The organism is Streptomyces sp. Z423-1 (genome assembly GCF_013009255.1).
GTDB lineage: Bacteria > Actinomycetota > Actinomycetes > Streptomycetales > Streptomycetaceae > Streptomyces > Streptomyces gossypiisoli.
In genome coordinates this window covers 8,737,595-8,750,779 of record NZ_CP053109.1, presented here as the reverse complement: position 1 = coordinate 8,750,779, position 13,185 = coordinate 8,737,595, and the positions used below count along the sequence as shown (strand labels likewise).

13 protein-coding genes are annotated in these 13,185 nt (G+C 70.9%); 10 read left to right on the top strand and 3 right to left on the bottom strand.

The features are described 5' to 3' along the window. The first annotated feature begins 7 nt into the window (after positions 1 to 7). The 7 genes from HJD23_RS39905 (at position 8) to HJD23_RS39875 (ending at position 8,294) form a co-directional block, all read left to right on the top strand. Positions 8 to 814: a class I SAM-dependent methyltransferase gene (locus HJD23_RS39905; RefSeq protein ID WP_206352709.1), complete on the top strand. Its 807-nt coding sequence runs from the start codon at positions 8 to 10 to the stop codon at positions 812 to 814. Positions 815 to 1,084: 270 nt separating this feature from the next. Next, entirely contained in the window at positions 1,085 to 1,732 is a 648-nt protein-coding gene (locus tag HJD23_RS39900; protein ID WP_171117392.1) for a choice-of-anchor M domain-containing protein, read from the top strand. Further along, positions 1,732 to 3,411 (top strand): choice-of-anchor M domain-containing protein, encoded by a 1,680-nt coding sequence (locus HJD23_RS39895; RefSeq protein WP_171117391.1) that lies wholly within the window; start codon positions 1,732 to 1,734, stop codon positions 3,409 to 3,411. The genes HJD23_RS39900 and HJD23_RS39895 overlap by 1 nt, the downstream gene beginning before the upstream one ends. A 107-nt stretch (positions 3,412 to 3,518) precedes the next feature. Further along, on the top strand, positions 3,519 to 5,060 hold the full coding sequence (locus HJD23_RS39890; RefSeq protein WP_171117390.1) for an anchored repeat ABC transporter, substrate-binding protein: 1,542 nt from the start codon (positions 3,519 to 3,521) through the stop codon (positions 5,058 to 5,060). Further along, positions 5,060 to 6,670, top strand: a complete 1,611-nt coding sequence (locus HJD23_RS39885) for a TIGR03773 family transporter-associated surface protein (protein WP_171117389.1) — start codon at positions 5,060 to 5,062, stop codon at positions 6,668 to 6,670. The genes HJD23_RS39890 and HJD23_RS39885 overlap by 1 nt, the downstream gene beginning before the upstream one ends. After that, positions 6,667 to 7,407 (top strand): anchored repeat-type ABC transporter ATP-binding subunit, encoded by a 741-nt coding sequence (locus HJD23_RS39880; protein WP_171117388.1) that lies wholly within the window; start codon positions 6,667 to 6,669, stop codon positions 7,405 to 7,407. Before HJD23_RS39885 ends, HJD23_RS39880 begins: the two co-directional genes overlap by 4 nt. Further along, entirely contained in the window at positions 7,404 to 8,294 is an 891-nt protein-coding gene (locus HJD23_RS39875) for an anchored repeat-type ABC transporter permease subunit (RefSeq protein ID WP_171117387.1), read from the top strand. The genes HJD23_RS39880 and HJD23_RS39875 overlap by 4 nt, the downstream gene beginning before the upstream one ends. A gap of 102 nt (positions 8,295 to 8,396) precedes the next feature. Here the strand turns inward: HJD23_RS39875 and HJD23_RS39870 are convergent, their stop codons facing one another. Next, the gene (locus tag HJD23_RS39870) at positions 8,397 to 9,542 is read right to left on the bottom strand and encodes a site-2 protease family protein (RefSeq protein WP_171117386.1); all 1,146 of its coding nucleotides are present in this window, start codon (positions 9,540 to 9,542) and stop codon (positions 8,397 to 8,399) included. Positions 9,543 to 9,584: 42 nt separating this feature from the next. Further along, positions 9,585 to 9,908 (bottom strand): hypothetical protein, encoded by a 324-nt coding sequence (locus HJD23_RS43170; protein WP_180687450.1) that lies wholly within the window; start codon positions 9,906 to 9,908, stop codon positions 9,585 to 9,587. 387 nt (positions 9,909 to 10,295) lie between these two features. Between HJD23_RS43170 and HJD23_RS39860 the strand changes: the two genes are divergently transcribed. From HJD23_RS39860 to HJD23_RS39850, 3 genes are all read left to right on the top strand, one after another. Continuing rightward, positions 10,296 to 10,865 (top strand): PRC-barrel domain-containing protein, encoded by a 570-nt coding sequence (locus tag HJD23_RS39860; protein WP_171117385.1) that lies wholly within the window; start codon positions 10,296 to 10,298, stop codon positions 10,863 to 10,865. Between the two features lie 3 nt (positions 10,866 to 10,868). Beyond that, positions 10,869 to 11,309 carry a PRC-barrel domain-containing protein gene (locus HJD23_RS39855; RefSeq protein WP_171117384.1) on the top strand — a complete coding sequence of 147 codons (441 nt, stop codon included), beginning with the start codon at positions 10,869 to 10,871 and terminating at the stop codon, positions 11,307 to 11,309. Between the two features lie 157 nt (positions 11,310 to 11,466). Further along, entirely contained in the window at positions 11,467 to 12,012 is a 546-nt protein-coding gene (locus HJD23_RS39850) for a copper chaperone PCu(A)C (RefSeq protein WP_197973647.1), read from the top strand. Positions 12,013 to 12,047: 35 nt separating this feature from the next. Here the strand turns inward: HJD23_RS39850 and HJD23_RS39845 are convergent, their stop codons facing one another. Beyond that, complete coding sequence (locus HJD23_RS39845) at positions 12,048 to 12,971, bottom strand: universal stress protein (protein ID WP_240980926.1); 924 nt, start codon at positions 12,969 to 12,971, stop codon at positions 12,048 to 12,050. Between the last annotated feature and the right edge of the window lie 214 nt (positions 12,972 to 13,185).

The window sequence follows — 13,185 nt, the reverse complement described above, 5'->3', positions numbered from 1 at the left end:
GGTTCCGGTGCCCGCACAACAGGCCGCCATCGGCGAGGTGTTCAGCGCAGGTGCCGAGGAGTTCCACCGCTGGTCGCCCCTGCTGTGGGACCCGGTCGGGCAGGCCACGTCAGAGGTGTCGGCTCCGGCCCTCGGTGAACGGGTGCTCGACGCCTGCTGCGGGGCAGGAGCGTCGGCGCTGCCCGCGGCTCGGGCGGTCGGGCCCGACGGGCTGGTCGACGCGGTGGACCTGGCCGGGGCTCTGGTGGCGCTCGGTGAGCGGCGTGCACGCCAGGAGGGTCTGGCGAACCTCCGGTTCCACGAACACGACGTGACGGCCTGGGCGGCACCCGACGGCGGCTACGACCTGGTGCAGTGCGCCCTGGGCGTCTTCTTCTTCCCCGACATGGACCGCGACACCGCGAAGCTCGCGGCCCTGCTGCGGCCAGGCGGGCGGCTTGCGGTGACCGTGTGGGAGAAGGGGGCGCTCGGCGGCTGGGGGCAGGCGTTCAAGAGGGCGGTCGAGACGGAACGTGCCTGGCCGGGTTCGTCGCAGTCGGCCCAACTGGCCCGTATCGATACCGCCGACGCGCTCGCCGCCTGGCTGGAGGGCCTCGGACTGAGCAGCCCTCGGGTCGTACGGCGGGATCTCGCCGTACCGCTGACCCCCGCGACCGCGTGGGACCTGGCCGTCGGCAGCGGCACCCGCGCCCTGCTCCACGGGCTGGCGCCCGACGCGGTGGACCGCGTCCGCGCCCGCTTCACCACCGCGCTGGAGGCGGCCGCGGTCACGGACCTCGACGTCCGCATCCTCACCGCGACGGCCGTCGCATGACCCGTCGTCAGCATCTGCTGACCGTACGTCCGTCGCACAGCACGGAGTAGCAGCGTCGTTGCGGCTTCACCTTGGGTCTCACATGGATCCCACATCCCACATAAACCCATTGCCCAACCGTTTTGAAAATGATTACCATGTAAGTTGTCTGCACACCTTCAAGCAGCAGGTGCGCCTTCCTCACCGGTGACCCGCGCCTCTCTCCATCCGTTCCGCCCCTTTCGGCCCCTTTCCACCCTTGCTCATCTCACGATCCTCGGAGGGATCACCTTGCGTACCCATGCCCGCGCTCTGACCATTTCCGGCTCCGTCGCCGCGGCTCTCGCGCTCGGCGGCCTCGCCGCCACCCCGGCCGTCGCCGCCACCACGCTCGGCAGCGGCCACGTCGACGTCCTCGACGCCGAGTGGGACGGCACCGACCTGCATCTGCACGTCCACGACGAGGAGACCGAGACCGAGTACGAGCCGGCCGACGTGACGCTGTCCGTGCCGGCCGCCGCGAGAGTCGCCAACCCCGGTCACGGCTTCCTCGGCACCGGCAGCCAGATATGGCTGCTGCCGGACACCGAGGCGGAGGCCGACGCGGCCGGCGTGCTCTTCCCGGGCATCTCCACCGAGCACCTGACCAGCGGCGTCTTCGCCAACAACGCGGTGAGGTACAGGCTCGTCAGCGCCACCCGGGACGGTGCCGCCACCGATGACTTCAGCATCTACGAGGGCGCCGGCACCCGCTGGTACGACAGCAACCCCGCCACCACCGGTTTCAAGTCGAAGTCCTTCGCCGTCGGCACGCACAACCACGCCAACTGGGCCTTCGAGGAGGCCGGCACGTACGAGCTGACCTTCTCCGTCCAGGGCACGGTCGACGGCGTCACCGAGTCCGCCACCGAGACGTACACCGTGGTCGTCAGCTCGTGATGAGGGCCCTGACGCGCGGAAGACGCGCCTTCACGGCCGCTGCCCTCACCGCGGCGACCGCGGTGCTGCTGGGCGCGGCAGGGCTGGTCGTCGCCGGCGGCAGCGGGGATGCCCGCGCCGCCGGCGGTGCCGTCGTTCTCGACGAGGGCGAGCTGGACCTCACGCCCCGACTGGTCGACGGAGAGCTGCAGTTGCAGATCGACGACCGCAGCGGGGCCACGACGGTCACGCGCGAGCCGTCGACCGTCGTCCTGCATGCCGTCCAGGAGTCCCTGCAGACCACCCTGAGCCCGGTCGCGAACGCGCTGGACACCACCGACCTGGACACCTGGCAGCTCAACGGCTGGGAGTCCGCGCACATCTTCGCGCCCGAGCCCGGCTGGAAGGGCACCGAGGCAGGCGGGGACACCGAGGTGACGCTCGCGGGGTATGACGGCCCCGGGGACTTCGGCATGGCCACGTACACCCGGGAGATGGACTTCTCGGACATCCCGGCGGAGGCCCATCTGGGCAGCACTGCCGCGGCTCCGCGTTCCTTCACGCTGTCCGGCAGCCAGGAACGGATGCTGCCCACCTGGCTGTTCACGGCGGAGGGCGTCCACCGGCTCACCTTCACCGTGACCAGCGGCGGCGCCACCGACACCGAGACCCTCGCCGTGGTCGTCGGCGACGACGTCGACCCGGCCGACGTACTGCCCGGCGACGGCTCCACCCCGACCACGAGCCCCACGCCTTCGGCGACCACGAGCCCGTCGCCCACCGCGCCCGCGGCGCACGTCATCGCCGAGGGCCACCTCGACATGGCGGCCCGCCCGGTGGACGGCGACCTGCAGTTCCAGTTCAAGGAGGGATCCGAGACCCAGTACGAATGGCACGAGCCGAGCAAGGTCGTCCTCCATGTGCGGCCCGCCGCCAAACGGAAGGTCCCGGAGGGGTACGAGTTCCTCGGCACCCCGGGTGACGCGGTGTGGTGGCTGCCCTTGCAGCAGAAGGCCGGCCTCCTGTGGCCCGGCTGGAACACCCAGGAGTACGCCGCCAACGACCTCGACGGCAGGATCTCCTTCCGGCTCGACTCCGTGCAGGGACCCGGAAACGTCGCGATGTTCTACGACGACTCGCTGGGAGCCCCGGTCGTCTCGCTCAACAGCGGTGACGGCCTGCCCGACGCGCACACCCTCAAGCCCGGCACCCACAGCCACTTCAACTGGGCCTTCACCGCGGAGGGCGTCTACCGCACCACGTTCACGGTCAGCGCCACCCTCGCCGACGGTACGAAGGTCAGCGACACGGAAACCTTCGCATGGGTGGTCGGGGACGACGTGGACCCGGGGACCGTGACGCCGGGCGCGGGCGACGAGCCGACCGCGACGCCGACGACCACCGCCTCCGAGACACCTACGGCCACGGCATCCGCGTCACCGTCGCCGTCGTCCTCTTCGGGCGGGCCGTCCGCATCACCGACCGCGGAGCCGTCCGACTCGGCCTCGGGCGGCGCGTCGCCGGGTGGGGGATCCAACGGCACAGGCGGAAGCGGCGGTTCCGCACTGGGTGCCGCCCCGACCGGCGGACTGGCCTCCACCGGAACGGGCGCCGCGGTGCTCGCCGGTGTCGCCCTGGCCACGTTGCTCGCGGGCGGCGGCGCCGTGTTCGCCGTACGCCAGCGGCGTACCGCCCGGTAGGAGCTCCGCGTACGGCGGACCGGGACCAGGCAGCGACTGGTCCGCCGTACGCGGCTTCGTCATGTGTCCCCAACGGGGGCGCCGGAGAACAGAGAAGGGGGAGCCCCATGCGGGGCCATGCCAAGGGCAGCACCAGGGCCGCGCTCGCCGCGGGCTGCGCGCTGCTCGTCACGGCGGCGACCGGGTGCAGCGGGACCCGGTCCGGGTCGTCCGACGCCGCCCTGACGGTGTCGACGACCACCGCGATCATCGCCGACCTGGTCAGTCAAGTGGGCGGTGAGCGCGTCGACGTCAACTCGATCGTGCCGCACCACGGCGATCCGCACTCCTACGAGCCCAGCCCCGGCGACGCGGCCAAGGTCACCAAGGCCGACGTCGTGTTCAGCAACGGGCTGCTCCTCGAAGAGCCCGGGATCATGAAGATGGTCCACACCAACGCCCCCAAGTCCACACCGAAGATCCAAATCGCCGAGAAGCTGGAGCAGTACGGCGGCACGGTCATGAAACTTGAGGAGGACCTCGGGCTCGACGTCCTCTGGCTCGGCTGGGCCGTCGAGGGCCGGGTCGCCGGGGACGGCTCCCAAGTCCGCACGACCGCGACGCGGCTGGAGGGCCCGGGCGAGCTGCGCGTCTACCTCACCGACACGCTGGGCAGGCCCAAGGTGTACGTCGACTCCGCCGACGGCCTCGACGCCGAGGACTCCTTCACGCTGCCGCCCGAGGCGCACACCCACGTCAACTGGGCCTTCAGCAAGCCCGGTACGTACAAGCTGACCGTCGAGGGCCGGACCGAGACCCTCAACGGGACGGCCGAGACGTTCGGCAGCGGGACCTTCACCTTCACCGTCGGCGACGCGGCCGAGGCGCCGAAGGGCGCGACCGTCCTCGACGGAGGCCACGCCGATGTCACCCTCAACGCGGAGACCGGCGAGGTGTACGTCCGCGCGGACGAGGAGAAGAGCGGCGAGCGCACCCGGCACCCCGCCTCGGACGTGGTGCTCAATGTGCCCGACCGGGCGAAGGAGTCCGTACCGAAGGAGCAACCGTACGGCTTCCTCGGCAAGCCCGGTGCGGACCTGTGGGTACTCCCCCAGGCCGTCATCGGCAAGCACGTGCACGGCGACCTGGACCCGCACGCCTGGGAGGACGTCGCCAACGCGCAGGCGTACGTCCGCCGCATCGAGGCCGAGCTGATCAAGGCGGATCCGGACGGAAAGGCCGTGTACGAGAAGAACGCCGCAGCGTACCTGAAGACGCTCGGCGCGCTCGATCAGGACGTGGCGCGCAAGCTCGCGACCATCCCCGAGGAGAACCGCGAGCTGATCACCACGCACGACGCCTTCGGTTATCTCGCCAAGGCGTACGGCATGCGGGTCGCCGGTTTCGTCGTGCCGGTGCCCAACCGGGAGCCGAGCGCGGCCGAGGTGGAGCAACTCGGCAACACCATCCGCGAGAAGCAGGTCCCGTCGGTGTTCCTGGAACCGAACCTCGCCGCGCGCGCCGATGTGCTCAAGCGGGTCGCCCAGGACGAGGGCGTCGGGGTGTGCACGATCTACGGCGACTCGTTCGACGACACGGTCCACGACTACGTATCGATGATGCGGCACAACGCGAACGAGCTCGCGAAGTGCCTTGGGAAGGACGCCTGATGAGAGTCATGGGCAGGGCGGGCAGGGAGCGTGTCGCCGTGGCGGTGGTGCTCGCGGCCACGCTCGCGGGAGGTGGTGTCGCGGTCGCCGGCGAGGGCGGCACAGGGTCCGGACTCGGCCGGATCGCCTATGCGGACGGGGTGTTGACCCTCGATGCCTCGGAGGCGGCCGAGGCTCCCGTGATCGAGATTCCCGACGCTCGGCTGGGGACCGCTCCGGCACCCGGCTGGGACACCACCGGCGTACCCGCGGGCATCGTGGACCAGGACACCTTGCGGTGGTCGCTCACCGGGCTCGACGGGCCGGGCGATCTGCGGGTGTACGCGGCCGACGGCGAAGGCGAGGAGGGCGCGCCGCTGTTCGACAGCGCGGACGGCCTGCCCGACGGATACGAACTGCCCGCGGGACAGCAGGGCTCCACCCGATGGGACTTCACCGCGCAAGGGACGTACCGGGCCATCTTCACCGCCGAGGCCAGGACCGTGGACGGGCAGGAACTGTCCGTCGGGACCGTCTACACGGTGCTGGTCGGGGACGAGACCATCGCACGGGCAGCAGAAACCGAGAAGACCGAGGAGGAGCCGGGCGGCGCATCCGACGAGCCCGGTGCCACGGAGCCCGGCGCCGAGCCGACACAGCCGACACATGAGGCGCGGAACCTCATCGCGGCGGCCGGGAAGGCACCGGCCTCTGCCGCGGGCTCGGCACCGGCCACCGCGCGCACCGCCGCGGACGCCGATGTGGTCTCGACTCCGGTCGTCATCGACGAGGGCCACATCGACATCGCCGCGCGAGTCGTCGACGAGAAGATGCAGATCCATGTCAAGGACGGCACGGTCTCCGGAGAGACGACCTGGCGCGAGCCCTCGTCCGTCGTCCTGCACGTCAGGCCCGCCGCCAAGAACACCCTCCCGGACGGGGACGAATTCGCCTTCCTCGGCAAGGCGGGAGACCCCGTCTGGCTGCTCGACCAAGTACAGCAGGACGGACTGCTGTGGCCCGGCTGGTCCACCGACAACATCGAGGCGGGCGCCACCAAGGGCGGGGTGAAGTTCTCCCTCGACGACGTCAAGGGCCCCGGTACCGTCGCGCTCTACACCTACGACGCGATGTCCGGCGCGACCGTCCTGTTCAACAGCAAGGACGGAGTCCCGGACTCCTTCGACATCCCGGCGAACACGCACGCGCACGGCGGCTGGGCCTTCACGAAGGAGGGCACGTACCGGCTGACGTTCACGATGAGCGGCACGCTCGCCGACGGCACGGCGGTCAGCGACACCGAGACCGTGGCCTTCGTGGTCGGCGACGAGAACCCGAACGCCGTCGAACCCGGCGACGGATCGGGCAACGGCTCCTCTTCCGGCACGGGCGGAACCACCGGCACGGCGGGTGACGGCCCGTCGGGCACATCCGGTGACGACGCGTCCCCGGCCGGCGGTTCCTCGGGCAGCGAGGGCAGCAAGGCAAGCGACGGCTCCATGGCCTCAACCGGTGCCGGGAACGCCGTACTCCTGGGCGGCACCGCGGCCGCGCTCGCCGCGCTCGGGACGGCCTTCGTCGCCGTCACCCGCGGGCGCCGCAACGGTGCCGCCGGAAGGGCCTCCGCGTGAGCGACGCAGAGCCGCTTCTGCGGGCCCGGGACGTGAGCGTCGTCCTGGGCGGCAGGCCCGCCGTCCAGGACACTCACCTGACCGCGCACCGGGGCGACCTGCTGGGGCTGCTGGGCCCGAACGGCGCGGGCAAGACCACCCTGCTGCGCGCCGTGCTCGGCCTGGTCCCCCTCGCGGGCGGCGACGTGCTCATCGACGGCCTGCCCCCGGGCCGGGCCCGGCATCTCGTTGGATATGTGCCCCAACGCCACGAGTTCGCCTGGGACTTCCCCATCGACATCGCGGGAGCGGTGCTGTCCGGCCGCACCCGTTCCATCGGCTGGCTGCGCCGGGCCGGGCGCGCGGACCGGGCGGCGGTCGAGGAGGCGCTGGAGCTGGTCGGCCTCGCCGAGCTGCGCCGACGCCCGATCGGTGAACTGTCCGGCGGGCAGCGTCAACGCGTGCTCGTGGCCCGCGCCCTGGCGAGCGATCCCCAACTGCTTCTCCTGGACGAGCCGTTCACCGGCGTGGACGTGCCTACCCAGGAGCTGCTCAACGACCTCTTCGCCCGGCTGGCCGCCGACGGCAGGAGCCTGCTGATGACCACCCACGACCTGGCGGCCGCGGCCCGCACCTGCACCCGCGTGGCACTGCTCAACCGCACGGTCGTCGCCGAGGGCGGCCCCGAACTGCTCGCCGACCCCGAGCAGATGCTGCGCGCCTTCGGCCTGGACACCGCGATCGGAGCCGCCGCGTGACCGTCGTGGCGTTTCTCACCGATCCGTGGCACCTGCCGTTCATGCAGCGGGCGTTCTCGGTCGCCGTGATCACCGGGCTGGTGTGCGGGGTCGTCGGCGTGTACGTCGTCCTGCGCGGCATGGCGTTCATCGGCGAGGCCGTGTCCCACTCGGCGTTCCCCGGCGTCGCCCTGGCCTACGCCTTTCAGGGCAACCTGCTCCTCGGCGGGGCGATCGCCGGCCTTACCACCTCGCTCCTGATCGCGCTGGTCTCGCAGAACCGCCGGCTGAAGGAGGACACCGTCATCGGCGTGTTCTTCTCCTGCGCATTCGGGCTCGGCATCGTGCTGGTGTCCACGCAGGACAGCTGGTCGACGGACCTGTCCTCGTTCCTGTTCGGGCAGGTCCTCGCGGTCGGCCCGGAAGACGTGTGGACGGCGGCGGGCGTCGGCGCGGTCCTGGTGGCGGTCGTGCTGCTGCTGAGCAAGGAACTGGTCGCCGTCAGCCTCGACCGCGAGACGGCCCGGGCCGCCGGGCTCCCCGTGATGCGGCTCGACCTGATCCTGTACACGGTCGTGACCGCCACCATCGTGATGTCCCTTGAGGCGGTCGGCAACATCCTCGTGTTGTCCCTGCTCATCACCCCGGCCGCGGCGGCCCGCATGCTCACCGAACGGCTGTGGACGATGACCCTGCTGGCCTCGCTGTTCGGCGGCACGGGCGCGCTGGCCGGGCTGTACGTGTCGTACGCCTACGACCTGGCCGCCGGCGGCTCCATCGTCTGCGTCCTGACCGCCCTTTTCGCGCTCACGTGGTGTCTGGCACCCCGGCACGGCCTGCTGGCCCGGACCCGCCGGCGCAGGGGCGAGACGCGGCGCCCGGTCACGGAGCAGGCGGTCGGGGCGTGACAGCCTGCTTACAACGGCAAGCCCCGCGCTCCATGAGGAGAGGGGGCCGGCGGTGTGGTCGTGACCGCGCTCCAGCGGTCCGACTTGGCGAGTCACGCTTCGTCACAGTGTCTTGCGCCGCCAGGCGGACGACGAGCTCAGCCAGGAGGTGACCCGGCTGATGTCCGAGGAGGTGACGATGCCGACCAGTCGGCCGCCTTCCAGCACGAGGGCACGATGGGCGGAACTGGCCTGCAACTCGGGCACGAGCTCCGCCAGGGGGTCGTCGGGCTTCGGCGTCGGCAGGTCGTCGCGCGGCACCATGACGCGTGCGACGGAGGTGGACGGACGTTCCTTCTCCGGGACCGCGTCGGCGCTCTTCAGCGTGACCAGGCCGACCGCGGTGTTCCCCTCACCAACGACGGGGAAGGCCGAGTGACGGAAGCGAAAGCGCGGGTCGGTGAGGAACTCGCCGACCGTGGTCGTGGCCGGGACAGTCATCGGGTCGGGCGTCATCGCCTCGCTCACCGGGATTCCGCCCAGCAATTCACGCAGTCTCGCCTGGCCGCCTTCCACGGTGGCCATGGCGATGACGAACCAGCCGATGACCACCAGCCAGATTCCGCTGAACAGGGCCCCGGCGAGGACAAGGTAGAGGCCGACACCCACCAGCGCCCATCCCAGAAACCGTCCGGCGGTCGTGGCCACCGCGGTGGCCCGCAGCCGACTGCCGGTCTTCCACCACACGACCGCGCGCAGCAGCCGACCGCCGTCCAGCGGCGCGGCGGGCAGGGCGTTGAAGACGGCCAGCAGGATGTTGATCCCCGCCAGCCAGGCCAGCGCCTCCGCCACGAGCGCGGCCTCGGAGAGTCCGGCCACCAGCCCGGCTGCCACGGCGAACACCACGCCGAGCACGAGGCTGACGAGAGGCCCCACGCCGGCGATACGCAGTTCCGCCCCCGGGGTTGATGCCTCGCTCCTGAGCCGGGCGAGTCCGCCGAGGAGCCACAGGGTGACGTCGTTCACGGACACACCGTTGCGGCGGGCCACCAGCGCGTGGCTGATCTCGTGCGCCAGCAGTGACAGCAGGAAGACGGCCGCGGTCGCCCCCGAGGCAAGCCAGTACTGCCATGTCGGGCGATCCGGATGCGCCTCCGGCAGGCCACCTTCCGCCAGCCCGAAAAGGATCAGGGCGAAGATGACCAGAACGCTCCAGTGCACACCCACGCGGATGCCGGCCACATGTCCCAGTGAGAACGTCGCCCGCACGGCAGCCACCTCCCCGACCGGCCCCTCAGGGCGTCGGGTCCGTCAGTGTCCGAAAATGTGCCGGCGACGCCGGTGGACCGGCCGCGGCGGACGCTCCGCCCCCGGCTCCCCCGTCACCTGCGCGGAATCGAGGGCCCTGCGCACCTGCCGTCGCTGTTTCAGCCCGACGGCGATCATCGCCAGCCCCAGGCAGAAGATCAGTGCGAGCGCCGCGCCCGAAAGGAACAGCCCGGGTGGACTCAGCGTCGCGATCTGATTGCCGAAAATCTCCACCGCGTACTCGGGGCCACCTCTGAAGTTCTCCACGACCGCTATGGCCGCGAACCCGCCGGCGGCCAGCGCCAGCAAGAGTCCCAACGCGATCACTGCTCTCACCTCTTCTTCCGGGCTTTCCGACCGACTACCCGGGGCTGAGCACTCGACACGGACTCCCTGGAAAGTACAGCCCCGCCGTCGAGACTGATCAGCGTCGCTTCCGGTCGACACCGGTGCCTTCATGGGGGGACGCTGAAGTGGGGATGCAGAGGCGATGCAGGCGCGATTCTGCGGGCACATCAGGGCAATCTGCAGGCATATGTCTGCAGGCATATGAAGGGGCGCCGTCGAGATGGAATGGTGGACGTGGCTCATCATCGCTCTGGCGATCCTCGCGGCGGTCGCCATCGGCGTCGTGGCGCTGCAGGCGCGGCGCCGGTCAGGTGGCGTGATAGCGCAGGGCCGTCACCGACCTCCGAGTGGAGGGGCGCAGAAGCCATGACCGTCTACATGCGAGCCAGCGAGATCGCCAGGAAACCCGTGGTGACCTTGTCAGGGGAGGAGCTGGGGCAGATCAAGGACCTCGTCTTCGACGCCTCGACGGGCGACATCCAGTGCTTCACCCTGGCCGGCCGCGGCCTGCTCGCGGGCCCGCTGCACCGCGCCCTTCTGTTGCGGAACGTCCACGCCCTGGGGCCGCACGCGGTCATGGTGCGCGACGAGAGCGCGCTGGAGGAGGACGACACCGCCGCCATGCCGGGTGAGGAAGAGGCAGCGGGGGTCAACGTGGTGGGTGTCGCGGTCACGACCCGGGGCGGCGCACGGCTGGGCACCGTCACCGACGCCGTCGTCGCGACCGGCAGGAAACCGGCGGTGACGGGCTACGAGGTCCAGTCCGACGAGCACCGCCGTGTTCTGCTGCCGGTTCTCGGCCCCGTCACCGTCTCCGGCGAACGCGTCATCGTCCCGGACGCCACCGCGCAGCACAGTTCGGGTGACCTCGGAGGGTTCGGTGCCGCCGTGGACAGCCTGCGCGACCACCTCCAGCACGACACGCAGGAGAAGTGACCGATGCTGTTCACCAAAGCCCGGGGCAGAACCGTCATGGACCTCACGACAGCCGAGACGGTCGGAACGGTCGCCGCGTGCACTGTCGCCCCGTCACCGGCGCGTATCGCCGGTCTGCGCCTCAAAACCCGGGGCCGCGGACACCACACCCTCCCGTGGGAAGACGTCCAGTCGTTCGGCCCGGACGCGGTGTCCGTCGCGGAGGCCGACCGAATCCGGGACGAGAAGGACATCGACACAAGCGATCACGCCCACGCCGTGCACGACCCGATCGGGAAAGCCGTTCTGACCGAAACGGGGCTCAAGAAGGGCACCGTGATCGACGTCGAGTTCGACGAGCGGTCAGGAGACATCGTTCACCTGCTGACCGCGGAGGAGCGGATCCCGGGAGACGAACTCCTGGGAGTCGGCAGCTACGCGGTAGTCGTCACCGCCCCACGGTGACGACTTCTGGTAGTTGTCCTCCCCTTCCCCGGCCCTGACTCTCACCGCCCCGCTGGGTCCTCCGTGTGGTCCAAGAGCTGACATGCGGCAGCCGTGGGCGTGGCATGCCTGAGAGCGGCGAGGTGCCACCAGGAGTTCGGGGAGCGATGGAATGAAGATGAGACCGAGGGCAGCGAGTCCGTGGCGCAGGGCAGTCGTGTTCGCCGTGGTGGGCTGTCTCGCCGCGGTCTGGGGCGCGACGGGATGCGGCACCGACAACGAGTACAACCCGCCGGGCGCCAACGCCCGTGTCGGGCCGGTCCTGATCCGGTACGCCCACCTCGCCGAACCCCCCGACGGCCCCTGGGAGACCGGGGACGACGTCCCGTTCTACGCCTGGTTCTTCAACCAGGGACAGCGCTCCGACAGGCTGCTCGGGGCGGAGACGACCGTCGCGCGGTCCGTCGACATCGTGACCGCCGACGGCGCGGTACGAGGCCCGGTGGCACTGCCCACCGGCAAGCTGGTCGAGCTGGAGAAGGGGCAGGTCCACCTGCAGCTCAGAGGCCTGCGCCAGCAGATCCGGGGCGGTGAGTTCGTGTGGATCACCCTGCGCTTCGAACGCGCCGGCGAGATCGCCTTGCAGGTGCACTCCCAGATCCCCACCTACGTCGACGACGACGCCACCGACGTACCGGGACTCACCTCCCCCTCACCGCAATAGCGAGCAAGTGAGGTGACCGCGCGAGCGAGTCGGCGTCATTCCTGCTGCGGAACCACCGCCACCGGACACTCCGAGTGGTGCAGCACCGTGTGCCCGACCCGGCCGAGCTGCGGTCCGAGGTGGCCGCGACGCCGATGGGCCCCGATGACCAGGAGGTCGGCCGCCGACGACCGGGCCACCAGCGCATGGCGGGCGGAGCCCTCGACAGCCGCGCGGTGCACGATCACGCCGGGACACTCCTTGGCCACGCCGTCCAATGCCTCGCCGAGCACAGCCAGGGCGTGCGCCTCCTCGGCATGGGCGGGGTCCCCGGTCAGCAGCGGATGTGGTGCGGGCCTGTGCGCCGGGCGACGCCAGGCCCGTACGGCCTCCACCTCGCACCCACGCAGCGCGCCCTCCTGGACGGCATACCGGACCGCTGCCGGGGCTGTGGCACCGCCGACGCCCACGACGATGCGGCCGTTGGCCGTACGTCTGTTCTCCGCCCGGCCGCGTACGACGACGACCGGACAGGGGGCCCGGGCGGCCAGGGAGAGACTGACCGAGCCGAGCAGGAGCTCTTTGATCGGACCCCTGCCTCGCACCCCGGTCACGACGGCTTGGGCGAGGCGCGCCTCGCCCAACAGCGCCGACACGGGGTCCTCCGGCACCACGCCGGTGCTGATCTCCAGCGCCGGCGCGCGCTGCCGGGCACGATGGGCCGCTCGTGCCACGACGCTCTCGGCGAGGTCGTGCTCGGTCACCACGTCCGAGACGGCCCCGGGAGTGTCCGCCAGGGCCGCGTCCTCGTACCGCTCCCACAGGGAGGCGTGGACGATTCTCAGCGGCAGACCGTGGCGGACCGCTTCGTCCACGGCCCAGTCGACGGCGTGAAGGCTGGGCTCCGAGCCGTCGACACCCACGACGAAGGGCAGCACCATGGTTCTCACCGCCTTCAGCGCGCCGGGATGCCCTCTCATTGTCCCTCCGCCCGGCCGGGCGGACTGCTGATCGTTCGCTCAGCGGAGACCCCGATCCGGATAACGGTCTGGTCACGCCTCCTGGGACTTTCCCTTGTTACTCACCGTTATGTGATCCGCGCCACTAAAGGATCCGTAATGGGTGTGCTAAAACTGCGCAACCCCGCACGGGCTCCACCCATGCTCCTCTGCGGGGTGCCGGCACGCGTCGGCA